This window comes from Rhodococcus sp. NyZ502, assembly GCF_041464245.1.
GTDB classification, from domain to species: domain Bacteria; phylum Actinomycetota; class Actinomycetes; order Mycobacteriales; family Mycobacteriaceae; genus Rhodococcus_F; species Rhodococcus_F qingshengii.
Window position 1 is genome coordinate 5,077,011 of record NZ_CP167155.1, and the last position, 25,068, is coordinate 5,102,078.

A 25,068-nucleotide genomic window follows, 5' to 3' on the forward strand; every position below is an offset into this window, starting at 1 on the left:
CCCAGCCGAGTAGTTACCGTTTGTGTCCGACGCAGAACACCCGCCGGAACGGAAAGAGCGTTCCGGCGGCTGTTGCGGGGTAGGCCTCCCTCAGCAGATCGGAATACTGACGCTCGAACTCCGGAGCGTCAGCTTCGCCGAGAACGTCGAGCACGGGCCGTAACCCCGTCCCCCGTACCCATCCGAGCACCGGGTCGGCACCTGCCAGCACGTGTACGTACGTCGTCTCCCAGGCGTCGACGTCGAATCCGTGTTCTTGGAGACGCTGCGCGTACTGAACTGGACTGTCGACGCCTTCCGGGCCGCGTAGGACGCCACCCAGTCGCTCACTCCATTCCGCTGATTCCGCGAGATCTCGCATGAGCGCATGGGACGGAGCATCGAAGTTACCCGGCACCTCCCACGCCAGCCACGATCCGGATTCCAGGGTGTCCGCCCACTGGTCGATCAGCTCGCGATGGCTCGGAACCCACTGCAATGCAGCGTTACTGACGACCACGTCGTAACCGGTGGCGTCGAAGGACATGATCTCCCCCAACTCGACGGTGACGTTTCCCGGTAGGTCTGTAGGGGCCTGCGCGACCATTTCGGGAGACGAGTCGAATCCGGATACCGAGGCGTCCGGCCATCTTTCCCCGAGCATCGCGGTCAGGGTGCCTGATCCGCAGCCGAGGTCGGCTACCCGCGTCGGGTCTTCGGTGGCCACCCGTGACACCAGGTCCACGAACGGGCGTGACCGCTCACCCGAATAGCGGCCGTAGACTTCGGGATTCCACGTGACAGTGCGCATGAACCCATCCTGCACCCTGTTCCTGAGAATTGCCGCCCGTCAGATCTCGCTCTTCACGATCCGGCCATTCGAAAATCACCGACGCGGCACCACGGTGGACAGTACGTTCGGCAACCTCGACCAGTCCGCGGTGATGTAACTTGCGTGCTGCCCGGCCAACAGGTCGAGACGCTCGCTCGCCTCGGTTTCGGTGGCATGGGTTCCGTCGATCTGCGGAGCGACCTTGTGCGCGTCGGTCATGACGAGCAGGTAGCCGCGATCGTGGTACCAACTCGGATCCACGACTCCGGCGGTGTAGTCGAGAGCGTCGCCGTCGAAGATCACGAACCACGGACGGATCCCCGGGTCGGTATAGCGGTCGAGACGTGGGTCTCCCGGTGATGCACGGTGAACAGCGGGAAAGGCGGCGCCGAGTTCGACGAGCCCGGCGGAGGACAGATCTCGCAGGTGCGTCGCATACTGCCGGTCCGTCCACTCCGTATCGAGAGGGTTTCCCTCCTCGATCGTTCCCGGTATCAGCTCGAACAGAAATTTCCCGGTCATTTCGGAATTGCTCGGCCATCCACGCTCGGTGACGGCGGCATCCGGGGTGGAGTAGGACTCCCCCATCAGATCGGCCGGCGTGAAAACCGCGTCTCCGAGAGTCCCGAGAATCAGGGCGTCGAGATCCGCGGGCCCACGTCCGTACCCGGCAGTGAACCCGTCCTTGATTTCCAACTTGATCATCACCGGTGGATGCTCGGGCTTGGCCTCGTGCCACGCCCGCATATCTGCCAGGCATCCACGGAATCCCTGATCTCGTAGACCGCTTCGCAACCCGGATGCGTCCTGAGCGCCGACGCAGTTGCTGTCGCTCACCACCGGATTCATGTGCGACACACGCCAGTCCGGACCGCCCCCGTTGGTCCACAGGTCCAGCTCGAGCAACGACGCCCCGGAATCCAAAGCGTCGGCGAAGTACGGAAACGTCGCCTTCTCGTAGGAATTGTGGACCCCGACTGACGTGGTCTCGGAAAACGAGCGCACTTGGTTCGTAGTCGTTTCGGCGCCGGCAGAGGGCGCCGAGACGACCGCCACGAACGCACTCATACCGGCTACCAGGATTGCTCGCATGTTCGACACTCTCGCAGAAATCACCCCACGGCAGGATGGAATCGTCAGAGTTAACTGGACAATCGTCTAGATTGCACCGGAGTGGGGCATGATTTCAGGCGGTGGGTGAGGGCAATTGTCAGGCCAATAGCATCAGTGCCGGAACTGATCCGAGTCAGAGCACTCGCCGCACACTCGCAGGAGGAATCGCATGCAGCTGACTCAATTCGTTCACCGATCCCTACGAGCGTCGCCCGAAGCGGTGATGACGATCTCCGATGGCCGAGTGCGCACGTCTCGCGAATCGGTCGACCGGATCAAGAGGCTCGCGGGCGGGCTGCAGACGTTAGGCCTGCGCACCGGTGACAGAGTCGCGATCTTGGCATCGAACTCCGACTACTACCACGAGGCGCTCCTGGCCTGCTGGTGGTTCGGAGCAGTGGCCAGTCCGGTCAATTCTCGCTGGAGCACGGCGGAAATCAGGTACGCCCTGGAAGATTCAGGGTCGACGGTATTACTCGTGGACGAGAATTTTGCTTCCGTCGGATCTACCCTTCGCGAGGCGTGTCCAGGCCTGACCACTGTCGTCTACTGCGGCAACGACCGAGTTCCGGACGGAATGCTCGACTACGAACAGGTGATCGCGGAGGCGATTCCGGTCGACGATCTGCGCGTCGGCGGCGACACGCTTGCACTACTCCTCTACACCGGCGGGACCACCGGAGTGCCGAAGGGCGTGATGATCAGCCATCAAGCGCTGATGACCTCGGCGCTGGGCACTCTCGCGGCAGGCGGCGTGGCAATCAGCAACGGAACGAACCTCGCGGTGAACCCTCTGTTTCACATTGCCGGGATCGTCGGATGGTTGGCTCAGTCGCTGATGGGTGGAACCCAGGTCTTCGTACCGAACTTCAGCCCACGGACGTTCCTCGAGGCCGTGGACCGCTATCGCCCGACAACCGTGGGTCTGGTGCCGACAATGCTCCAGATGTTGGTCGCCCACAAAAACGAAACGGGCGAAGACGCAACCACCTACGATCTGTCCAGCGTCAGGATCCTGAGATACGGCGCATCGCCCATATCTCCGACGCTTCTCGCGCAGGTCATGCAAATGTTCCCCAACAGTTCCTTCGCTCAGGGCTACGGGATGACTGAAACCGCGCACATCAGCATGCTGAGTCCAGCCGATCACCTCGAAGGTGGTGATCTCCTCCGCACCGCTGGTCGCGCGCTCCCTCATTGCGAGGTGAAAATCGTCGACCCGGCAGGCTCGGAACTCCCACCCGGCAAGGTGGGCGAAATCGTCACGTTCGGCAGCCACGTCATGCTCGGATACTGGAACAAACCGAAGGAGACCGCAGAAGTGCTCCGCAGCGGGTGGATGCATACCGGCGACGCCGGATACCTCGACGCCCGCGGTTACCTGTTCATCGTCGATCGCATCAAGGACATGATCGTCACCGGTGGCGAGAACGTCTACTCCACCGAGGTCGAAAACGCTCTGGCACAACACGAATCCGTCGCGGCCTGTTCCGTGATCGGTCTGCCCGATGCCCAGTGGGGCGAGCGTGTCCATGCCGTGGTCGTCCTTCGGCATGGTTTCGACGCCGACGCCGACGAACTGCGCGCTCACGTGAAAACGCTGATAGCCGGATACAAATCTCCGCGCACCTTCCAATTCGTCGATGCATTGCCGCTGTCGGCAGCAGGCAAGGTGCTGAAGCGCGATCTTCGTTGCAACGCAACGTAATCCTTTACGACGGTCAGGATTACAGCTTCAATGTCGGTTCTGGGTCGGTGATCAAGCGGTGCAGTGACGGCGACGCCGCTACGGCCTCTCCTAGTTGCGTCGCACTCGCGACTTCGTCGCCGAACTCCGATCGCCAGGCGTGCAGTCGACGCGTCAGTTGTTGCAATCGGTATTCGCGGGTCATGCCGATTGCACCGTGTGCCTGGTGGGCGGCGCGGACGCTCACGAGCGCATTCTGCGAAACCACCAATTTGGTTGCGCTCACTTCGAAGTCGGCGTCGCCTCTGATGAGTGCATGTGCAGTGCGATCGACGGCCAGCGTGGACATCGAAGCCATCTGAGCAAGCGTCACGATATGCTGCTGGACTGCTTGAAACTGCGCGACGGGCCTACCGAATTGCACCCGGTCGGACACATAGCGCCGGGTCAACGTCGACGCCGACTCCATCGCTCCCGACATCTGCACCGAGCGCAAGAACGCGCCGAGCTTGCTGAGAATCCGGGCATCGACCGGGTTGTCGCCGTCAATGGTCCGCGCTTCGGAGAACGTCAGGCTCTCACGCGGTTGCCCCGCAAGATCCGTCCCGCCACCGATCTCGGCGTCGGAGATGTCAAGGAGTACGACGCGATCACCGAGAACTGCTGCCAGCACTGATGCGGCACTACCCCACGGCACGTCGTGAAAGGTTCCCGACAGGAAACCGTCGTCGGTCCGGCGCACATCGTCGCGCGGCGAACCCGGGGCGACCGTTGCGATTCCGGAGGGCACGGGTAACCCGCCCGCTGTTGCCAGCCTGCCCGCGAGGTACGTCTCGGCGAGCGGCAGCGGCGCAGCGTGCCTCGCCGCCGCGCGCTGGACAGTCACGGCGTCGAGGAGCGAGCCACCGGAACCACCAACCGATTCGGGAAGACCGACCAGAGGTAACCCTAGTTCGACTGCCGCGCTCCATAATCCGGCGGGCAGACCGCCGATCTCCGCCTGCGCTACCACCTCGGTGCCGGACTTCTCGGCGAAAAATTGCTCGACCATCGATTCGAGGTCGGCGTCGAATGTGTTCGCGTTGATCTGTGACCCCGAATTCATCGGTCCAACCCTTTCATGATCACGGTGCGGAGAATTTCGTTGGTACCGCCGCGAATCGACCACGACGGCGCCACCAGCACGGCCCGGGCGAGCAGCGACTCGTACGGATCGTCGGATGCAAGGTCCGGAGCCCGGCCGAGGTGCCGCGCGACGGTCGCAACACAGTCCTGTTCGAAGCGTGTTGCCATCTCCTTGATCAGCGCGGCCTCCGTGACCGGCGAGCGACCGGCGTCGACCATCCGTGCGATGGACAGCGACATCCCGCGAAAAGCCCAGCAGCGTGCGGTAATCGAGCCCAGATCGGCGAGGGCAACTGGACCGCCTTGCGCTGCTTGGTTGGCCGCGAAGTTCTCGAGGACCGGCATCAGCGACATCCAACGGTCGACGCCACCTCGCTCGAGTGCGAGTTCACCGGTGTTTTGTCCCCAGCCCGCTCCGACGTCTCCGAGGCGACGCGAATCCGGCACGAAAACATCCTGGAACGACACCTCGCAGAAGTCCTCACTACCGTCGATGAACGGAATGGGTGAGACGGTCAGGCCCTCGCTGTCGCGATCGACGATCAGCTGAGTGAGTCCGTTGTGCTTGTCTGCCGAGGTTCGAAGCAGGGCGAGTATGTGTGTGGCGTGGAAGGCGCCGGTGGTCCAGATCTTGGTGCCGTTGACTTTCCAGCCACCATCGACACGTTCGGCGCGAGTGCGCACCGATGCCAGGTCCGAACCCGAGTCGGGCTCACTCATCCCGATCGAGAACGAGAACTCACCGCTCGCGATACAGGGAAGGAAGAACCGCTTCTGTTCTTCCGTGCCGTTGGCGGCGATGCTCGGACCCGACTGTCTGTCTCCGATCCAGTGATAGCCGACCGGCGCTCCCCACGCGAGAAGTTCTTCGACGACGACCAATCGATCCACTGCTGACCGTCCGCCCCCGCCGTATTCCTTCGGCAGCGACATGCCGAGCCACCCACGTCGACCCAGATCTCGCGAGAACACCGGATCCACCGCCCCGGCCATCCCGAGTCCGAGCGAGTAGGTACCGGGGGTGAGTCGCTTGTCGAGGTACTCCCGCACTTCAGCCTGAAGAGCAAGCTCCTCGATCGTCAGTTCTGTTGCGTCGAAACGCATGACGTCTCCGATCAGTTTCGTGAGTCGATCCGCCGCCCGTGGCGCTTACCCGAATTTTTCATGCGCCCAGCAGCAGGGCGCAGCCGATCTCGAAGAGTCTGTCCGACAGGTCGTCGCGACGGCGAAGCCGGCCGATTCGGACGGCGTTCTCCACAACTGTCAAAGTGGCATTGACGGTGATCCTGGCGGTGGCGGACTCGAGGCCCGGACGGACTTCTTCGAGCATCTTGACCCATAGCGCGACGTACTCACGTTGATTCTGTTCACACGTGCGGCGGAACTTGTCCGGTAATTGGTCGAGTTCGCTGATCAACAACCCGATCAAATGACGCTCGTTGATCGCGAAATCGATATGTGCGGCGAGCAATCCGGATAGCGCGTCCTCCGGGCCGGTTGCGGTGCCGAGAGCCTGCGCAACGCCGAGCCGGCGACGCTCGCCGCCCCTCGAGACCGCGGAGATCAGCAGGTCGATCTTGGCATCGAAGTGGTTGTACACATTCGGGCCTGTCGTTCCTGCAGCCTCACCGATGTCCTCGGTATTGACTGCTTGATATCCACGCTCGTCGAACAGCCGAATTGCTTCGGTCAACAAGAGTTCACGTCTGGGTATCACAACGGGCAGGTGACCCGTTGCCGCCACGACTTTCACTTCTGAGCGACCCAGTTCCGCGTATGCAGCGCGGTCTGCCAACTCGACAAGCAGCAGTTCCATCTGACGCCTCGGCAAGGACACTCGATGCGAAGACACACTGTTGAAGACTGCGATGACAGCCCAGGCGAGCAGATAGCTGTCTTCTTCGTCGAGGTCGGGACGCTCAATTCGGATCAGCGCTGCATCGCGCGAAGCTGCACTCTTGAGGGTCGAACGCATTTCCTCACGTTGCTCGTCAGGCAGATAGCGTGCCTCTCGCTGCCACAGGAGCGACAGACCCCGACGTTTGGACACCGATGCCGCAAGTTCGGTGATCAGTGTTTTCAGATCCTCGGCACCTGCGACCCGATCGTAGAGCGATTCGATGCCTGCGTTGACCGCGGCGTAGAGGAGATCCGGCTTGTTCTTGAAGTGCCGATAGAGCGCAGGTGCCGTGATTCCAACTGCAGCAGCCACCTGAGCGACAGACACGTTGTGATAACCGTGCTCACGGAAAAGCTCACCTGCAGCCGCAAGAATCTGCTGCTTACGGTCGCGGGGCCTGCGTACGACCATCGTGACTCTCTCCTTCGCGGCAGCGGACAAGCTCAGAGTACCGAGCCGAGGAATGAAGCAATGAACCGAACCGTCTACAGCAGCGACGATCCGATGCACCGTTCACGAACACGGAATCCCGCTCAGGAGTAGATGAACGACTCGACCATCCCTCGTTCGGCGGCTCTGTCTGCAAGCGGCCACGCCAACAGCATCAACACGATCCGAACCACCCACTGCGACTCTTGACCTTCAGGATCCAATCCTGCAAGTTCCAGTGCAGTACGCGGGAGCAACGGCGAGGACACGAGATACTCGTCGATTCCGTTGGCCCGCGCTGCCGCAAGGCCGTGGCTCATGGCAGCGTCGGATCTGATCGCGTCGACGGCGACGAGGATCGACTCCACGATGCGCTCGTCGCCGTGCAGTGATTCGACGGCGGTTGCGACCTGGCTCGCCACGGATGCCGCGCCTCGTGACAACAACCCCTCGCGGATCGCGGACTTGCCACCTACGTAGCGGTAGAGCGTTGCCCTCGAACAGCCTGCGCGGGCAGCGACGTCGTCGGCGTTGAACCGATCGAATCCCTGTTCTCGAATCAGCTCTGCCGCAGCCGCGAAGATGCGCTCGGTTGCGAGTTCACGGCGGTTACCGCCGGCCAACCAGTCGGCGGCGCGGCGCTCGTTTGCACCGGTCACTCTCCGTCACCTCGTCTCACTCTGAGACAGATTCAATCAGAAATCTCAAGGCTACGGAAGGCCGCGAGCCTCTGACCTGGAAGAAGTACGAGGGGGTTGAAGTGCGTGAGATTTTCTCAAAATGCCAGTTCAGAGGCATTTTCCACCTGTTGACTTCTCCTCGACGGCCGTGAAATCTTCCCTTCGTGACACCATCGACGCTCGACATCAACCCTTTCCTGCCGTCGAACATCGACGACCCGTACCCGCTATACGACGTACTCCGGCGCGAGCACCCCGTGTACCGCATTCCTGATACCGACTTCTATCTGGTGTCCACGTGGGAATTGGTCACCGAAGCCGTTTCCCGTACCGACGACTTCTCCAACAACCTCACCGGCGTGCTGGTTCGTACACCGGACGGTTCGGCCGTGACCTTCGACATGAACGGCGGCGGCCAAGCTGTTCACGTTCTCGCGACTGCCGACGAGCCCGACCATCAACACCAGCGCAAACTTGTCTTGCCGACACTGGTCGCCAAACGTATACGAGCACTCGAGCCGGCGATGACCGAGTACACGCAGCAGTTGTGGGACAACGGCTTCGACGGTCGACGGATCGAATGGGTCACGTCGGTAGCGGACACGCTGCCGCTGCAGATGGTTGCCACGCTGATCGGCTTGCCGGCACACGACGTCCCCCAATTGCTGGCGTGGTCGTACGACAGCACCGAACTTCTCAGCGGCATCGTGACCGCACAACGGTTGACAGGCGTCGTCACCTCGGCGGCCGAACTCACCGGGTACCTCTACAGCAAATTTCGTGAGGCACGGGCTCACCCGGTGGATGATCTACTCGGAGATCTCGTCCGTTGCTGTGACACTGGCGAACTCAGCGAAGACGTGGCCGTGCTCATGTTGGTGCAACTCGTCGGTGCGGGTGGCGAATCGACCGCCGGACTGATCGCCAACTCTGCACGGTTGCTCGCCGAGCGCCCTGAGATGCAGACGCAGCTGCGCGAGGACCCTCTACTCGTGGGTGCGTTCCTGGAAGAAACGCTCAGGCTCGAGTCACCCTTTCGCGGACATCACCGACATGTCAACGCGGACACGACACTCGGTGGCATGACACTGCCCGCCGGCAGTCATCTCATACTGCTGTGGGGTTCGGCGAACCGCGACCCCGAGTCGTTCGTCGAACCACAGGTGATGAACCTCGACAGAGTCAATCCCCGAGCACATTTCGCCTTCGGCAAAGGAGCACATTTCTGTGTCGGGGCCGCGCTGGCTCGTCTGGAAGCAAAGACCGCGATCGCAGTCCTTCTCGATAACAGTTCACACTTCACAATCGATTCCGAATCCCCACCCCGTTGGGTCCCCAGCATGTTCGTGCGCCGCCATCAGAGTTTGTGTCTCGCTGTCACCGGATAGTTTCACTCAGTTGTCGAAATTGTGGGCTATCCAGTCGATCGTCTGCATTCCGAACAGATCAGTTCCCCAACCGTATGGATCCGTGAATGCGCGGTCCATACTGCAGTCGGTGGGCTGGTAGCTCACGTCCGTCCCTCGACTCCTGTACGTGTCCGCCAGTTCTCGCGCATCAGCTGCCGGTACAAGTGACATCGGGGAGTCGTCCTTTGCGCACGAAGTTATCAATACCTTCGACGCCGGAGCACCGTGGCCCAGTACGCTGTCGTCGTACGCGCGCTGGAAACTGGGTTCTGTGATCGGATCGATCCCCGGCTCGAAAAGGCTCGCCAGCGGTACGAACGGAAGCGTGAAGTACGCCGGCATCTGGCACTCATCCCGGTACACGTCGGCAATCGCTCGGCCCACGGGATTGAGCTTGTCGTTCAACTTCATCTCGGGGTACCAGGGTTCGAGGCCAAGGAGCGTCGCAAATCCGAAGCCTGCGCCGACCGAGGAATCTGTTGTCTCCATGAATGTTCGGGGCTTGATCACCATGCCCTCGAGGACTGTCGAGACGATATCGAGTTCCGGCGCGTAGGACTGCGCAGATTCTGCGGCGAATGCCGAACCAACTCCACCACCAGCGATTCCGAACAACGCAATCTCCGCATCCGGATTCAGCTCGGAATCCTGCAGCTGAAATGCTGCGCGCACAGCATCCAACTGCGCGTGCCCCGCGAACTTGCCCGCGAAGACGCCGTGAGGATCACGGTCTCCGTTGTTCCCGACGTCGGATATCACTACGGCATAGCCTTTTCCGAACATCAGTGCCAGCGGACCCAACGCCGACCAGGAGGCGCCGTCCAGCGGATCGCCGCCCGTCCAGTGCGAACTCGGATGACAGTAGCCGCCGACGCTGTCGTTGGCCTCCTGGTAGCTGATGACTTTCTTCTCCGATGCCGGTATTCCGTCGATCGGAATCATCATGATCCCGGTGCTCACCACCGGCGTCGAACCGTCGATTCCGGTTGTGACGTACATGATCTTGTAGGCGTCGAGCTGTCCCGGTTTGTATCCGGTGAACAGTACATCCACCTTCTTCGACTTCAGGAGATCACCGGGACGCTCGGCGCCGGTCAACACCGGCTCGTCGTAAAACGGATCATCGGGCGTGAGTGCAGTGAAGATCTCCTCTTCGGATGCGAACTCCCCCGAACTGAGAGCACCGACGGTGAACCCGTTGAACACCTCTCCCAGAGTTGGGGTGTCGGTTCGAAACTCCTCGGATACAGGAGTTTGCACGTCTTTCGGGGCATCACTGTCCGGCACCTCAGCTCCAGCCGTTGCTGGCAGGACCAGCGCAACGGTCAGCGCTACCAGCGGCGCCAACCTTCGGAATGTCGCCGACGACATCACTGAACCGTCACTTTCAAACTGGAGAGGGCCGATTCGAGAGTTTGTGGGAGGGTCACCATCGGGCGGTGACTCTCCAATTGAATTTCGTAGGGAACACTCAATGTGGCTACGAGCCGCGGCCAATCTTCTTCGACCATCGCTCGGTACTTCGGCAAGAGCTGCGAGGTGATGTAGTCCCACCGGTCCTCGTACACCGACCAGTTCCAATCCGGGAGGGGCAGCGTCACTGTCGCGGTGCGTCCGTCCGCCAGTGTTGTCGCGAACTCGAGAGACCGAAACGAGCGAGGCGGTACGACGCCGGCGACCGAAGGTGAACCGGCGACAGTCGATGCGTAAGTGATCGCCTCTCCCACATCACCTTTGTAGGCGCGCACGGTATCCCACTGGTCACGGATGATCATCCCTTGCTCACGTTGGAGCAGTGCTACGTTCCCACGTGCAATCCGATTCGAATCGCCGGAAGCTAGATCACGCCAGGCGTCCATGACATCCTGACCGAACAATCCGGCACTCTGCATTTCCTCCAGCGCGGGAAGTCCTTCATCCACGTATGCCTGATGCATCGGCATCAGATCCGAGAAGATGTTCTTCTGCATCACCAGGATCATCCCCAGCACATAATCCAAGTCGTCCGCTGTGACGTTCCTGCCCACCGCGGCGAGCGCGCGCAGCCCTGCCGGCAATTGGTTCAGCGCTTGCACGCCAACCTGATCCGTGACCTGAGAAACTATCGAATTGGCAACATATTGCAGATTCGGAAACGAGTACACGTCCGCCATCAGTTCGAAGTCGATCAGTCCTCCGCCGAAGTCCGCACCAACCTGTCCGCCCATGCCCGCCCACTGCAATTCCGGGTGACCGAGTTGCAGATCCTCGTAGAAGCGGTACGACTTCACCAGGTTCGTGCGATTGGCCGACACTCCGGCGCGCGGATTCCACGATGACAGATCGATTCCGGCGGCTTCCGTGGCAGCGACCAATCGATACTGAAACAGCAAGGCCGCATAGGATTCCGGACTGCGACCACTGGCGCTGGCTTCTTCCACAAGGGCTTGCAAGGTGCCGAGATCAGTCGGCAACGCGGGATGGACACCGCCCGGACTGTGTTCGGCATTCCGATTCACCAAAGGCAAATTTACGTACTCGTCCAACTCGGACGCCGACGCTGAAATCTGTACCGAGAGCAACGCGGACATCGCCAGCGCACATGCCGTCGCGGCTGCCAATACGTCGCGCGCCCAACGACGTCGCCGAACACCTGCCCCCAGGTTCATCCGCATATCGATCCCTGCACTCAGGTCGGCATAGCCCCGATCGACGCCGACACCAAACACTTACTTTGCAGTAAGATAGCTGAATCTGTAAGAAATACCAAATGCCGAATCAACATCTCCGCAGCGACTGAAGCCATTGCAGATGAGAAGCCTTTACCCCGCATGGCCGGCATCGAAACTCACTCGTCAAGCGATCGACCAGCTATCCGCGCTCCCAATCTGCGGCTCACATCCGCTCCGATCACAGTTCATTTTCAGCTCCCTCCCACTAGATTCGTCAAATTTGCGAAAATTGTTGCACAACAAACAGTTAGCTCTCACAACTCGTCACGCTCGGACGTTTGTCCGACTAGAATTCGGAGTTATGAAAACAATCAGTTACTCATCTCGAAAGCCTGGTGCGCTATGGAGCACAGTCATTGGGATACTCACGGCCCTCGTACTTGCACTGGTGGGCGGAGCGCTGATGCCGTCGCTCGCTCACGCAGCGGACGGTGAGAGTGGAATCATCGAGTACTCCGCAGACCACTCGACCTGGGGAGATACTTCCAAAATCGTCTGGAGCACAGACATACTCATCCCGGGTGGGAAGAACACAACCACATTTTACGTCCGAAACGCATCGGACCGCGCAGGTGAGGCACACTTCTACGTCGGAGACTACGAAATCAGCGACGGCATGGAAGCCTTCCTTCGTGTCGACGTAAACGGCGTCACCGGCAATCCGCTCACCGTCACCGGCAATGCCGCCACACCAGGGACCCAGTTGAACTCGGTCCGCCTCGCACCGGGCCAAAGTGCCAAGGTTGCCTTCGTGATCGGAATGCCCGTCGAGGCAGGGAATTCTTCGCAGAACGGCAGTATTACGCCGAACTGGAGTGTGGACCTCACACTCGATTCCACCGATACACCCGTCACGCCCGGCGGAACCGGATCACTCGATTTCGGTTCCCTGAATTTGGGGTCGGCGAGCTTCGGTTCACTCGACACCGGATCAGTTAAGACCGGATCTACCAGCTCCGGATCGCTTGATGTCGGATCGCTCGGCAAGCCGGTCACATTCATCGGATAACCTCCCCTACAACAATTCACAAAGTGAGGCCGGATAGCAGATTTGCTACCCGGCCTCACTTCTGAACAGCTACAGCGCTCGTGTTGTCCGCACCGACATCATGCGGGAATCTGCACCAGATTCACGTCGAATCGCGCCAAGTTCAACGACTGATCCATCGACAACGCTGTCGCGGAATCCTTGTCGAAGGTGAAACGTATTGCCACGTCGACTATCTTGCCGTCCTTCGCCGTACTGACCACAGTTCCGTCGGCACCGACAGGCACTGGCACCCCGTCGAGCTTGACTTCGGTGACCGGCTTCAGCTGGGCAACCAGCGCAGCTCCGCCGGAGACACCCAGATCACTGGTCGACAGCTTTGCCTTCATTCCAGTTCCCTTGATCTCCAACGCGAAACTGGCGTGGTAGGTCAGAACGTCGCCCGGCACGACAACCATCGTCGACAGATCGATCGGACCGTTCTGATCCGTCCAGGTAGGTGCGGTGACGGTTTTCAGCGCCAACGAACCGGATTCGACCGGAGTAGTCACCACAGGCGTAGTTGTGGCCGGAACGGACGTGGTCGTGGTGGGCTTACCGCCGCCGGACGAACCCAACGAGCCGGTATCAGCACAGCCAGTCAGGAATGCCGCCCCTCCGAGCATGACCAGCGATGTGCCGATCATTTTGGTACGTCGCGTATTCCATCGACTTGCAGGAACGATGCGATTATTCATTCGAACTCTCCCGTTCCCGAATTCCGTCTCTTCTATATTCATCACTTCTGCCCGTCGATCCAGGCAGCGATCTCTGCGGGAGCTTCGCCGGAGGGGTTCTTTTCCGAGACCCCTGTTTCGGCGTTGACGCGATAGACGTTGGCGCCGTCCATGATCCACAGCTCGTCTGCATCGGACTGCCACATCACGGTTGCAGTGGCGCTCACCGGTGTGCTCGACACTTCTGCACCCGAACTGTCGGTGACCACCACCGCGACGCTGGCACCGTCCTGCATCAACGTTGCGTCGTAGCCAGTCAGCGACGTCTCGGCCGCACCCAAAGCCACCGGCGGTTGCTTCGTGGTTGTGGTTGTCGTGGTGGTCGCATCAGTTGTTGTTGTCGGAGTTGTCGACTGAGTCGTAGTGCTGGTCGAGGACTCCGTTGTCAGTGGGGCGCCGGTCGTGGTTGTCACGTCAGTCGTAGTGGGAGCCGTCGTCGACGTTCCTGTCGGTGCACTTGTCGTGGTGGTCTCGGCAGCCGTCGTGGTTGTCGGTGCTACTCCGCGAGCAAGCGGTTCCGTTTCGACGAAAGCCGCTGCCGTATTCCCTGAGTTCCCGCTGCCGCAGACGACGTCATTCGTTGTGGCCTGCCTCAAATTATAGCCACCCCACTCAGTGCCGATTTCGCCGGTGACGCGGTTTACGCTGTAGATTCTCGCCGTGTAATTCCAGTTCGTGTGAATGCCGAGTTCGCCAGCACCTAATTCCACCAGCTGTGATGCACCGATCGCAGCATTGACTCCCGGATCGACGTTCTTTGTATACCGAAGCTCGCTGTTGTCCCTGTAGACCAGCACCCTGTATGTGAATGGAGAGCCCATATGCGGCCAAGTTATCTTGGTCCACCGGAATCCTGCCGATCCGCTGTTGCCGCAACTGATCGACCCAGGCTTGGGGAGGACATTTGAGCTGACCTGCAAAGCACCACTGGTTGCAGTTGAGTTATCCGTGAAAGCCGCTGCGGTGCCACCCACCTGCGTAACACCGATCAGTGCAAATGCTGAAACACCGAGAACCGTAAGCTTTCGGAGCGAGAACGCCGAGCTGTGCCCGCCTGTCCCGCTGCTCGAAGAAACCATCGGAAACTCCATTGTTGCAGCGGCTTCCGTGTCTACGCTGCCGATTCCTCCGCTCGGACCGTCATCCGAATCCTTACGGCGAGAGTTCGGCCGGAACGCAATGATCACCAGTCCGCCGACCAGTGCCCCACCGAGGAAGATCGCTAGTGGGCTGGAAAGCCAGGCAATCGCATAGCCCAAACCGCTTACGCTGAAGAAGATCCGGTCGGCCTCTGTGATGAAGTAGGGCTCCGCGTCAGGCTTGGCGTTTGCGTCGCCTTTGAGAGTCACCGTGACAGAGTTGCCGGCCTGCTGGTCAAGTTCGTACACGCGGTGTGTGATCCGCGTACCCTGGCCGTTAACGACGCTTACGACGTCGCCCACTGCGAGATCAGTGGCGGGCACGGTGTGGGCCAATGCCATTGAGCCAGTGGCGATTTCGGGAGACATCGAACCCGAACGGAAGACGAGCGGCTTGATGCCGAACAGCATCGAGGCCGCGGCGGCGAGAACGCAGATGAGTCCAGCCACCGCCCCTACTGTCAGCGCGAGTTCGCGACCGGCACGTGCCGATCTCGAACTGCCGGGAGTTGTGTGATCAGACATGGTCACCTCAGGCCGTCGTCGCCGCGAACTGGAACGAAACATTCATCGACTTGTTCTGTTGTGCCGAAAGCACTCCCGTATCGAGCGCAACCTTGAAGCACAGAGTCTCAGAACCTGAATTCGCAGCCATCTGGCGTCCCGTGGTGATGATCGGAGTCGCGGCAGTCGTCGACAAGCCGACCGGACCGGCGATAACGGTGGTGCAACTCTGATCGAGAACAGTCACCTTCATGAAGGGGGCGAGCGCGGCCTCGCCTGTTGCGGTTGCTGCCATGGTGTATTTGAACTGTGCCGCGCCAGTGTTCTGCACTGGAAGAGTTGCCGTGACACTGTCGCCGGGCATCATGCCCGTCTTGGTCAACGCGGTGAAGCCGTAAGCAGTCGGATCTCCCGGGTCACCGTTGAGCTTCATCTCGATCGAACCGGTGCTGAATACGCCGGAAGTCGCTGTAGCGTTGTCAGTCCACGCAGCAAGAGTGCCAACGGCACCGAGGCCCAGAACAATTCCCACCGACATGATCGCGCGTGCGCGGCCGCTGGTTGCGCCCCCGACCAGACGTGTACCGAGCGAGGCGGGCGCCTGCTGCTCCTCGTGCTTAGACATGGCTGTGCCTTTCTTGCTGCTCAACTCGAGGCGCCGACGCACTCGGTTCGGAAGGTTGGGAGTCTGCAGACGCAGAACGTCGCCGGGTACGGTCACGGACCGATCCGACGAACATGAACACGGCATAGATCGACAATGCGCCGACGACAACCGTCAGCATCACCGAGCGCATCTGTCCCGTGATGGCGTTGTACACGTATCCGATATACGGCACGCTGTACCACACCTTGCCGCGAATCTGCTCCGGTACAACGGGATTCTGATCTGCTATCGGATTTGCATCGCCTTGCGTGACGAAGGTGAGATCACCGGCGGAGTTGAGTCGCACCATGATGATGCGGTGCGTAACCACGTCGGGCTTCCCGGACTCGATCTGATAGGTGATCGCATCGCCTGCCTGCAATCGGTCAGCGTCCTGCGGTTTCACCACGATGAGGGTGCCGGGTGGATAGGTGGGTTGCATCGAACCGGTCAACACAGTGAAGGGCGTCGACCCCGTCAAACGTGGAACAACGACCGTCGACAACAGAATCGCCAGAACACCCAGCAGCAGAGCCCACGAGACAATATTGCGGATCCACCACCAGGCGCCGGTTCTCTGATCAGAACCCTTCACTGTGTGCGTCATACCGACTCCGCTTCGAACGAGAAATGCACGCTCGTGGAAACACCCGATGCGACGTCAGGACCGACAGTGCCACGCAGGCACAAGATTTCGGTACTGCCAGCAGCAACCGTGCGCCATCCCGAAGCTGTCGGTACCTGAGCGCCGACCATGGGACCGTCGTAGATCGCGGTGCCGGCAGCTGCGCCCTGGGCAGGGCAACCGGCTTCGGTAGTCACTGGCGTTACTACCAACGCGAGCGGAACATCAGCGGAAGACTGCGTGACGTTCTGGATCCGGTAATTGAGTGGAACGCTACCGGAGTTGTGAACTGTCAACGGAGCCTGTGCATATGCGTTGGGGAACATACCGGTGGCGCCCAGAGCAGTGAAGTCGTAACTGCTCTGGCCGCTCCCGGCACTGCCCACCGTCAGGTCGAGGATCCCGGACTGGATCGTGCCACCGGACAGTGTTTCAGCGGCCGTCCACCGCGCGCTGGTCTGTTGCACCGATACGAAGATCAGTCCGATGACCAGCGCGGCGGCAGTTGCCCACCAACGGTAGTGCTTACGCAAGCCTTAGACCTGTTCAAGCTTGACGTTGAAGTTCGCCAAGCTTGCCGTCTGGTCCTGGCTGGCGTTGTTGGCTGTGTTGTCAGGCAACACTGTGCCCTTAGGGAAGTCGAAGGTCACCACAACGTCAACTGTCGTGCCGTCGTTGGCTTCAGTCAGCTGAGTGAGCGGCTGCCCCGCGAGGGTGGTTGAGGTCGTGGTTGTCAGGGCAGTAGCCAACGAGCCGGTAATCGTGGTCGTGTCGGCAATCACTTGAGCCTTGAGATTCTTACCGTCGATACCGACCTTTACCTTGCCTGTGTAGGTGATCTTGTCACCGGGAGAAACGCGATAGCTCGCGATGTCGACATTGGTTTCCGTTGTTGCCCCATTGGTGACGGTCCAACTCGGCAGAGCAGAGGGATCGGCGCTGAGAGTCAGATGACCTGCGGTGATCGTTCCGCCGGTCATCGGTGCGTTTGCGTTCCACGCCGCCATGGTTCCCGCGCCACCGGCGAGGAGAAGTGCTGCTGCACCGGCCGCGACTGCGCCCTTGGTTGCCTTGTTCATGGAGAACACTCTTTTCGTCTGGTCCCCGTGGCGGGGAGCTTGCAGGGTGAGAAAGCTGGTCGGATCCAGTCATGTGCGCCCTGGTACGGGCAGAGGGTTTCGTTCATCCGTGGTCAGTGAGGGGTCGTAGCGGTAAGTGCAGAGCGAGAGCGTGTTGCGGAAAGATTGCGAGCCGTTCTCGCGAACGAGTCATTCCTCTCTCGTGCTGTCGACGTCCGCTTGCGTCGTTTAGATTTTTACCACACGTATCAGGAATTTTTGGCGAAAAGCTGGTCGAATGTCCAGAAGCTTGTTGAAACCTGAACTTGACTACAGAATCGCCTCTCACCTGGATCATTTAAAAGACGCAGCACTTTGTTGCAACCCGTTTGCTGAAGTAACCTTCGCCCGGATGGTCCATACAGTCGGAAATTCACCTGAAACAAGTTCTACAAACTTTTGGTTTGTTTTGGGGATCGTTCGATTGCCTCCGCTTTGAAAGCAGCGACAATCGAGCAACAAACTAAGGCGGAGGCCCTACACCTCGAAGACGGTCTCACCTCCGACAACCGTGCGCAGGACCGACAGTTCATTCAAGTCTGTCGATTCGCTGCGCAGCGGATCTCCGTCGAGCACAACAAAATCCGCCAAAAGTCCCACCGCTATCCGACCTTTGTCCGATGACTCACCGGTGAGACGAGCGGCTGCGCTTGTGTAGCCGGCCAGCGCCTCGGACGCGGAAACCCGTTGCTCCGCACCCAGAACATGACCTTCTCGCGTCACACGATGTACGGCGGTGTTCATCGTGAAGAGCGGGTTCACTGGAGTGACAGGGCAGTCGCAATGCAGCGCGTAGGCAAGCCCCGCCGCCACGACCGACGCCACGGGGCTGATCCGCTCGCCGCGACCCGGTCCGAGAAAACGATCGCGGTGCCGGTCACCCCAGTAGTAGACGTGGTTCACGAAGATCGACGCCACCACCCCGAGCTCGACCATCCGCGCGATCTGATCTTCCCGCAACGTCTGAACGTGCTCGAGTCGATGCGAAACTTCGATGTCCGGGTGCGCCGTCCGTGCCGCTGCAATTGCGTCCAATGCAAAATCGATGGCCTGATCACCGTTGGTATGAATCGCAACCTGTCGGCCGACAGCGTGATGTTCCTCGACGAGTGCCCCGAGCGCACCTGCCGGGATTGCCATTCCGCCGCAGTGGCATCCGCCCAGATCGTGGTACGGCGCGGTCAGCGCAGCGGTGTGCAACTGAATCGACCCGTCCGAAATGAGTTTGACGCCGCCCACACGAACTCGCTCGGTCGGATCGGCGAGTTCACCCAACTGATCGTGAACCCCGTGGCCGAGATAGAGGCGCGCACGCAGCCTCAAGTCACCATCGGCGTCGAGTTGCCGGTACGCCTCGTACATCTCGGCCGTGACGTACATGTCGTGGAAACTCGTCACGCCCACCGACGCCATGACTTCCTGCGCCCGCAGCATCGCGATCTTGGACGCATCCGGGTTCATATCCGGAACAAGTCCGTGCACCAGAGACATTGCCGGAACCTCGCACAGTTCACCGGTGGGTACACCGTCGCTGTCCCGAACGATGACACCACCTTCCGGATCGACCGTGGTGGCATCGATTCCGGCCTTCTCCAGTGCGACCGAGTTGACATAGATCCCGTGAGCAGACAAGTGCCGCACCAGAATCGGATGATCGGTGGAAGCCTTGTCCAGATCAACCGCGGTCAGGCCTCGATCTTCCGCCACGAGGCTGTCGTCGAAGCCCCACGCTTCGATGGGCTCGCCAACTGGTGTGATCGCGGCCCGCGCGGCCAACGCCGTGATCAACTTCTCGATGGTCGGGCACGTATTCGTCGTTGCGTCGACCCCACTGAGCATCAAACCCCACATCATCGGATGAAGGTGCGTCTCGATGAACCCCGGCACAACCACCGCTCCGGCGAGATCGACAACGGAGGTTTCGGAATCGGTCAGCGCCGAGATCTCGGCGTCAGTTCCGAGGGCGACAAATCTGCCGTCCTTGACTGCCACAGCGGTGGCGTTATCGCCGACCGCACCGTCCATGACCCTGATGTCGCCGTTGATGTAGATGTGGTCAGCCGCCGTGGTCATACGCTTGTCTCCATTCGTTTTCCGACAACAGTCGTCGAGGATTTCTTCGCGGGTATCCGCGTCGCCACAACCACTCCGGCCAAAATCATTCCGGCACCCGCAAGTTGGACGAGAGTTGGGGTCTGTGCAAGCAGCACTGCGCCGAACAACAGTGCTGACGCCGATTGCAACACGAGGCTGGCGGCGACTGCACTGGCAGGCAGACGCTGACTGGCGCTGGCTACCAGCAGCCACCCGATCACCTGAGATACCAACGCGAGCAGCACAAGCCAACCTTGAGCTACGAGTGACGGTGTCAGATCCAAAGTTCCACTCACGAGGCCGTATGCACCTGCCGTGAGGGCAGTGGCTCCCGTCGAGACGAACATCGGCAACGCCGTTCTGCCCGCCGCCCGAGTAGCCAGACCCATGAGGAAGATGTAGACCGCGTACGCGCCTGCGGCGATCACGGCAAACGACACTCCGACAGCAGGATTCGACCCGGTGAGCGTTGTGCTCGTCCCGGCTACCAGAGCAACTCCGACGAAGAGCAACGGAAGGCTGGCGACCAGTTCCCGGCCGATCCGTTGGCGCAGGACAACGTAGCCGAGGATTGCGACGAACAGCACCTGCAAATTCAGGATCACAGTCGAAAGACCTGCCCCGATCGAATGAATCGACTCGTGCCAGAGCACCAGATCGATTCCGAGGAACGCGCCGGCAAGTAGAGACTTCACGATCCAGGGCGCCGAGACCGAAGGCCGGGGTGACCGACGACGCTGAACGAGCACGAGCATGCCGAGAGGGATGAGCGCATAGAGGCACCGAAAGAATGCACCCGTCGACGGAGACACTCCTGAGAGTTCGTAGAGCACCGAGGTCAACCCGAGGATGCATGCACCGGTGACGACTACGCGCAGGTCACGACGGCGTAGTTGATCGCCGGACGGCTCGCGTGGCGATACTTCATCACTCATGGTGATAATGTATCACCGGCGCGAAGCCTGTCATACAGGGAAGATGCGTGCATGAGAACTCCGGTTACCCGTGAACGCGTGATCGCTGCCGCAGCCGATCTGGTCGACAGCAAAGGCGCCGACGCTCTGGTACTGAGTCAACTCGCCGAGACCCTCGACGTCCGGCAGTCAGCCCTGTACAAACACGTCGACGGGGTCGACGACGTCCACCATCAACTCAGCCTCCTCGCACGCAACCTTCTCGCCGAACAACTGCGTGCCGCCGCGGTCGGTCTCTCGCGCGACGACGCCGTCATGGCGCTCGCGGACGCATGGCGTGCGTTCGTCCGAGTACACCCCGGGCTCTACGCCATCACCGACCGCTACCCCACTGCTCCGCATCCCGATCTGGTCTCCGCCGTCGGCGAGGTGGTCGACGTCATCAACAAGGTGATCGCGGGATACGGTCTGAGCCCGGATGATTCGGAGCAGGCGGCGTGGTCTCTTCGCAGTGCGCTGCACGGCTTCTGCATCCTCGAATCGGTAGAGGGACAACCGGCCGGCACCGACCCGGATCGGGTGTATCGACGACTGGTCGAACTTCTCTGCGCCGGTATTGCTCGTATGTAGATACCGGCTCCTGTTATCGTCGGATGAAACAACACAGACCAAAAAGGATCAGACATGGTTGGTGAACTCGACATCTCCGGATAAAACCGGGCATGACGGCCACCGGCAGACGCCTCGGAGCGCTGCCGTCGTGGCCATGTTGTCGTTCACTTACCCGACTCTTCGCGGAGCAGCGTTGCCGCGCCCGCACAACACCTGAGGTCTATTCATGTCCGATACCTACATCGTTTGCTCGAATCTGTCTTTTGCCTGGCCGGACGACACTCCGGTCTTCGACGAATTGTCATTCACCGTGCCCGGCGGCCGAACCGGGCTGGTGGCCCAGAACGGCGTCGGGAAAAGCACTCTGCTCAGATTGATCGCCGGCCAGTTGCGGCCGCGCGCCGGCAGTGTGTCCGTCGACGGCGTTCTCGGATACCTTCCGCAGGACCTGCCACTGACGGGCGATCTGACCATTGCCGAGGTCTTGGGCATCGCCCCGACGCTCGCTGCGTTGGACGCAGTCGAATCCGGGGACACACGAGAAGAACACTTCACGACAATCGGGTCCGACTGGGATATCGAGGAACGAACGCGAGCCCAACTCGGTCGACTCGGTTTGGCCGACATGACGTTCGATCGTCGCCTCGACACTCTGAGCGGCGGGCAGGTCGTCTCGCTCGGACTGGCGGCGCAACTCCTGCGACGCCCCGATGTCCTTCTCCTCGACGAACCCACCAACAACCTCGACCTGGACGCGCGCCGCAGGCTTTACGACGTTCTCGACGACTGGAGTGGTTGTCTGTTGGTGGTCAGTCACGATCGAGGACTACTCGACCGCATGGACCGCATCGCCGAACTTCACAGCGGCGAGATCAGCTTCTACGGTGGCAATTTCACCGACTACGAAGCCGCGGCACGCTCGGCTCGCGAAGTGGCGGAGAAGAACATCCGCAACGCCGAGCAAGAGGTCAAGCGCGAGAAGCGCGAACTGCAGCAGGCCCGAGAACGTGCTTCGCGACGCGCAAGTAACGCTGCCCGCAATCTCGGGAACGCGGGCTTGCCCAAGATCTTTGCGGGGACCATGAAGCGCAATGCTCAGGAGTCGGCAGGCAAGGCCAACGAGACACACCTCGCCCGGGTCGACGCGGCAAAGGACCGACTCGACAAAGCGGGCCGCGCTCTTCGAGACGACCAGACGATTTCACTCGAATTGCCTGGCACACATGTACCCGCCGGCCGGACGGTGTTCCTCGGTGAGCGAATGCAATTCGCGTTCGGCGATCATGCGATCTTCGCCGACTCCGGAATCGACCTGGCCATTCGAGGACCGGAGCGTATCGCGTTGACCGGGCCGAACGGCGTCGGAAAGTCGACGTTGCTACGCATCGTCAACGGGGATGTGGCGCCGACTTCCGGTGAGATCACGCGAGCCGACGGTCGAGTGGCATACCTGTCGCAGAGGCTCGACCTACTCGACCCCGCACGCACCGTCGCAGAGAACTTTGCCTTGTCTGCTCCAGGCCTACCGGCACCGGAACGCATGAACATCCTGGCGCGCTTCCTCTTTCGGGGTGCGGGTGCTCATCTTCCCGTCGCTGCACTCTCGGGCGGTGAACGACTGCGGGCTACATTGGCGTGCGTTCTCTTCGCCGATCCGGCCCCGCAGCTGCTTCTTCTCGACGAGCCGACCAACAACCTCGACTTGGTGAGCGTTGCTCAACTCGAAAGTGCCCTGAATGCATATCAGGGGGCGTTCGTGGTGGTCAGCCACGACGAGAGATTCCTGGCCGAGGTCAAGGTCGAACGCTGGCTCAGGCTCTCGGACGGCCGTTTGACCGAGGTCGCCGCACCAGGCGCAGTGGGCTGACACGAGAAGTGAACAGGCGAAAGGCCTTCACACACGATGTGTGTGAAGGCCTTCGTCTGCACTACTGGTCAAGGCGTCCTGGTGTACACCGGATCGTCGAAGGATCGACGTTGCGTCACCCAGTCCGTGGACAGGATGTTCTCGATCACGTCTTCACGGGATTCGTCGAACACGACAATCCGATCGGCGATTCGCCATTCACCGTGGCGCCTTTCGAACCTGTCGACGTAACGGCATTTGATCGTCGCAAGCGTCTGCACCGTATCCGTACCGGAACGCTCTTGCCGCAGAAAGCACAAACAGTACGACTCGCACTGAGCGACATCGCCGTTGACGTCGATCAGTATGTTGGAAATGCAGTGAATCGACGAGTCGATCGTCTTGTGTCTGAGCTTCATGTCTTCGATCAGCCCGTCGACGGTTCCGATGTAACCGCCGTGGTTGTCTATCGCGTCGTCGAAGTAGCAGAGGGCCACGCTGTCGAAATCCTTCCGATCGACGGCCCGAGCGTAGCGATACAGAACTTCGGTGATTTCTTGCTTGTCAGCGAGGGACACGGTCAGGCTCCTGTTCTACCCGATGATCAATCAACCTGCAGTTCAACACCCTTGGTCTCCTTGATGAAGAAGACCGTGACGAGGGTGATCACCGCACAGAAGACGAAGTATCCAGCCGGAGCGAGAGAGTTACCGGTCAAGCTGATGAGATAGGTTGCGATGAAAGGCGCGGTGCCACCGAGGAACATGTTGGTGACGTTGTTACCCAATGCCAGACCGCTGTACCGCACAGATGCTTTCAGCATTTCGACATAGGTCACGTACGAAGCACCGTTGACAACGGAAACGCAGATGAAGAGCACTGACTGACCGACAACCGCCTGCCAGATGCCAGAACCGGCCATCATCATGAACATCGGGATTCCGAGAACCACTGCGGCGGCACTACCGGCGAACAGCACCGGCCGACGCCCGTACTTGTCTGCCATGTATCCCGAGATCGGCAACGTGATGACGCCGAGAACCAGTGCAAGAGAAGTGGAAAGGAAAGCAACGCGTGACGAATGACCGCCGGTGGTCTGCAGGTACGTCGCGGCATACACCGAGGCGATGTAGTAACCGCCGGTGATGAGTGCGCCCAGCAGGATGATCTTGACGACGCTGCCACCGGAGGTGCTGAGCAACTCACGGATGGGAAGCTTCTTGGTCTCACCCTTGTCCTGCAGTTCTTCGAACTGAGGAGTGTCTTCCATCTGGCTGCGGATCCAGATACCGATGCCACCGATCAGCAGGCTGAGCAGGAACGGGATACGCCAAGCCCATTCGAGGATCTGCTCTTGCGAGAACACCGACGTCAGGCCGAGGGCCATGAGCGAAGCTGCCAGCGAACCCAGGTAGGTGCCGGTATTGACCATCGAGGTCTGCGTCGCACGCCACCGTTTGGGAGCGGACTCGGAGACGAACGCGTTGGCGCCGCCGAGTTCACCGCCGGCCGCGAAGCCCTGCAGGCAACGAGCCAGAACCAGGATGGACGTCGCCCACACACCCAACGTGGCGTAAGTCGGCAGCAGGCCCATTCCGGCTGTCGCGAGAACCATCAGGAGGATGGTCCAGGACAGCGCGTTCTTGCGGCCGTACTTGTCGCCGATGTGGCCGAAGAAGATGCCGCCGGGCACGCGTAGGAAGAAGGCCACGGCGAATGCTGCAAAGGTACCGAGCAGTGCTGCGTTCGGGTCATGGGAAACGAAGAACAGCGCGGCGATCGTCGTGGCCATGTATCCGTAGATACCGAAGTCGTAGTACTCGACGACGGTACCGACGATGGCCGCGCGAATTACCTTCGTCGTCGACTGTCGTTCGGTTGCCACGCTGCTGCCCTCGGTGGATTCGGCTCTCGCCATGGTCTCATTCTCTGACATGTTGT

23 protein-coding genes are annotated in these 25,068 nt (G+C 60.5%); 5 read left to right on the forward strand and 18 right to left on the reverse strand.

The genetic code is table 11. The features are described from left to right. Nucleotides 1-13: 13 nt before the first annotated feature. Together ACBG85_RS23390 and ACBG85_RS23395 are read right to left on the reverse strand one after the other, a co-directional pair. On the reverse strand, nt 14-790 hold the full coding sequence (locus ACBG85_RS23390; RefSeq protein ID WP_054781099.1) for a trans-aconitate 2-methyltransferase: 777 nt from the start codon (nt 788-790) through the stop codon (nt 14-16). 75 nt (nt 791-865) lie between these two features. Further along, nucleotides 866-1,903: a phosphatidylinositol-specific phospholipase C domain-containing protein gene (locus ACBG85_RS23395; protein ID WP_372025075.1), complete on the reverse strand. Its 1,038-nt coding sequence runs from the start codon at nt 1,901-1,903 to the stop codon at nt 866-868. Between the two features lie 190 nt (nt 1,904-2,093). On the opposite strand from ACBG85_RS23395, the gene ACBG85_RS23400 reads away from it, so the two are divergent. Continuing rightward, nucleotides 2,094-3,632, forward strand: a complete 1,539-nt coding sequence (locus tag ACBG85_RS23400) for a long-chain fatty acid--CoA ligase (protein WP_372025077.1) — start codon at nt 2,094-2,096, stop codon at nt 3,630-3,632. 19 nt (nt 3,633-3,651) lie between these two features. Here ACBG85_RS23400 and ACBG85_RS23405 read toward each other — a convergent pair whose 3' ends face one another. The 4 genes from ACBG85_RS23405 to ACBG85_RS23420 all read right to left on the reverse strand — a co-directional run bounded on the left by ACBG85_RS23405 (nt 3,652) and on the right by ACBG85_RS23420 (nt 7,724). Next, nucleotides 3,652-4,716, reverse strand: coding sequence for an acyl-CoA dehydrogenase family protein (locus tag ACBG85_RS23405; RefSeq protein ID WP_372025079.1), 1,065 nt, complete (start codon nt 4,714-4,716; stop codon nt 3,652-3,654). After that, nucleotides 4,713-5,840 carry an acyl-CoA dehydrogenase family protein gene (locus ACBG85_RS23410; protein ID WP_372025081.1) on the reverse strand — a complete coding sequence of 376 codons (1,128 nt, stop codon included), beginning with the start codon at nt 5,838-5,840 and terminating at the stop codon, nt 4,713-4,715. Before ACBG85_RS23410 ends, ACBG85_RS23405 begins: the two co-directional genes overlap by 4 nt. A 58-nt stretch (nt 5,841-5,898) precedes the next feature. Then, nucleotides 5,899-7,047: a TetR/AcrR family transcriptional regulator gene (locus ACBG85_RS23415; RefSeq protein WP_311093904.1), complete on the reverse strand. Its 1,149-nt coding sequence runs from the start codon at nt 7,045-7,047 to the stop codon at nt 5,899-5,901. 122 nt (nt 7,048-7,169) lie between these two features. Beyond that, nucleotides 7,170-7,724 (reverse strand): TetR/AcrR family transcriptional regulator, encoded by a 555-nt coding sequence (locus ACBG85_RS23420; RefSeq protein ID WP_007731448.1) that lies wholly within the window; start codon nt 7,722-7,724, stop codon nt 7,170-7,172. 185 nt (nt 7,725-7,909) lie between these two features. On the opposite strand from ACBG85_RS23420, the gene ACBG85_RS23425 reads away from it, so the two are divergent. Beyond that, nucleotides 7,910-9,133, forward strand: coding sequence for a cytochrome P450 (locus ACBG85_RS23425; protein ID WP_372025083.1), 1,224 nt, complete (start codon nt 7,910-7,912; stop codon nt 9,131-9,133). Nucleotides 9,134-9,139: 6 nt separating this feature from the next. On the opposite strand, the gene ACBG85_RS23430 is transcribed toward ACBG85_RS23425, so the two are convergent. After that, entirely contained in the window at nt 9,140-10,525 is a 1,386-nt protein-coding gene (locus tag ACBG85_RS23430; RefSeq protein ID WP_372025085.1) for a lipase family protein, read from the reverse strand. Beyond that, a complete protein-coding gene (locus ACBG85_RS23435) occupies nt 10,525-11,808 on the reverse strand; it encodes a hypothetical protein (RefSeq protein ID WP_311093907.1) in 1,284 nt (427 codons plus the stop codon). The genes ACBG85_RS23430 and ACBG85_RS23435 overlap by 1 nt, the downstream gene beginning before the upstream one ends. 358 nt (nt 11,809-12,166) lie before the next feature. On the opposite strand from ACBG85_RS23435, the gene ACBG85_RS23440 reads away from it, so the two are divergent. After that, complete coding sequence (locus ACBG85_RS23440) at nt 12,167-12,874, forward strand: hypothetical protein (protein WP_285182061.1); 708 nt, start codon at nt 12,167-12,169, stop codon at nt 12,872-12,874. A 98-nt stretch (nt 12,875-12,972) separates the two neighbouring features. On the opposite strand, the gene ACBG85_RS23445 is transcribed toward ACBG85_RS23440, so the two are convergent. From ACBG85_RS23445 to ACBG85_RS23480, 8 genes are all read right to left on the reverse strand, one after another. Continuing rightward, the gene (locus ACBG85_RS23445) at nt 12,973-13,539 is read right to left on the reverse strand and encodes an alternate-type signal peptide domain-containing protein (protein ID WP_050654813.1); all 567 of its coding nucleotides are present in this window, start codon (nt 13,537-13,539) and stop codon (nt 12,973-12,975) included. Nucleotides 13,540-13,631: 92 nt separating this feature from the next. After that, on the reverse strand, nt 13,632-15,293 hold the full coding sequence (locus ACBG85_RS23450; protein ID WP_285182062.1) for a signal peptidase I: 1,662 nt from the start codon (nt 15,291-15,293) through the stop codon (nt 13,632-13,634). Between the two features lie 7 nt (nt 15,294-15,300). Further along, nucleotides 15,301-15,897 carry a SipW-dependent-type signal peptide-containing protein gene (locus ACBG85_RS23455; protein WP_372025088.1) on the reverse strand — a complete coding sequence of 199 codons (597 nt, stop codon included), beginning with the start codon at nt 15,895-15,897 and terminating at the stop codon, nt 15,301-15,303. Beyond that, complete coding sequence (locus tag ACBG85_RS23460) at nt 15,890-16,525, reverse strand: signal peptidase I (RefSeq protein WP_285182064.1); 636 nt, start codon at nt 16,523-16,525, stop codon at nt 15,890-15,892. The genes ACBG85_RS23455 and ACBG85_RS23460 overlap by 8 nt, the downstream gene beginning before the upstream one ends. Continuing rightward, a complete protein-coding gene (locus ACBG85_RS23465; protein WP_007731434.1) occupies nt 16,522-17,076 on the reverse strand; it encodes a hypothetical protein in 555 nt (184 codons plus the stop codon). Before ACBG85_RS23465 ends, ACBG85_RS23460 begins: the two co-directional genes overlap by 4 nt. 3 nt (nt 17,077-17,079) lie before the next feature. Continuing rightward, complete coding sequence (locus tag ACBG85_RS23470) at nt 17,080-17,622, reverse strand: alternate-type signal peptide domain-containing protein (RefSeq protein ID WP_311093909.1); 543 nt, start codon at nt 17,620-17,622, stop codon at nt 17,080-17,082. 516 nt (nt 17,623-18,138) lie between these two features. Next, nucleotides 18,139-19,734 (reverse strand): amidohydrolase, encoded by a 1,596-nt coding sequence (locus tag ACBG85_RS23475; protein WP_372025090.1) that lies wholly within the window; start codon nt 19,732-19,734, stop codon nt 18,139-18,141. Beyond that, a complete protein-coding gene (locus ACBG85_RS23480; protein ID WP_030535190.1) occupies nt 19,731-20,690 on the reverse strand; it encodes a DMT family transporter in 960 nt (319 codons plus the stop codon). The genes ACBG85_RS23475 and ACBG85_RS23480 overlap by 4 nt, the downstream gene beginning before the upstream one ends. A 51-nt stretch (nt 20,691-20,741) precedes the next feature. On the opposite strand from ACBG85_RS23480, the gene ACBG85_RS23485 reads away from it, so the two are divergent. Continuing rightward, complete coding sequence (locus ACBG85_RS23485) at nt 20,742-21,299, forward strand: TetR/AcrR family transcriptional regulator (protein WP_003940110.1); 558 nt, start codon at nt 20,742-20,744, stop codon at nt 21,297-21,299. Between the two features lie 208 nt (nt 21,300-21,507). Next, complete coding sequence (locus ACBG85_RS23490) at nt 21,508-23,148, forward strand: ABC-F family ATP-binding cassette domain-containing protein (RefSeq protein WP_030535189.1); 1,641 nt, start codon at nt 21,508-21,510, stop codon at nt 23,146-23,148. 68 nt (nt 23,149-23,216) lie between these two features. Here the strand turns inward: ACBG85_RS23490 and ACBG85_RS23495 are convergent, their stop codons facing one another. Both ACBG85_RS23495 and ACBG85_RS23500 read right to left on the reverse strand, forming a co-directional pair. Continuing rightward, entirely contained in the window at nt 23,217-23,705 is a 489-nt protein-coding gene (locus ACBG85_RS23495; RefSeq protein ID WP_030535188.1) for a nuclear transport factor 2 family protein, read from the reverse strand. 26 nt (nt 23,706-23,731) lie between these two features. Continuing rightward, on the reverse strand, nt 23,732-25,045 hold the full coding sequence (locus ACBG85_RS23500; protein WP_007731424.1) for an MFS transporter: 1,314 nt from the start codon (nt 25,043-25,045) through the stop codon (nt 23,732-23,734). Nucleotides 25,046-25,068 lie beyond the last annotated feature (23 nt).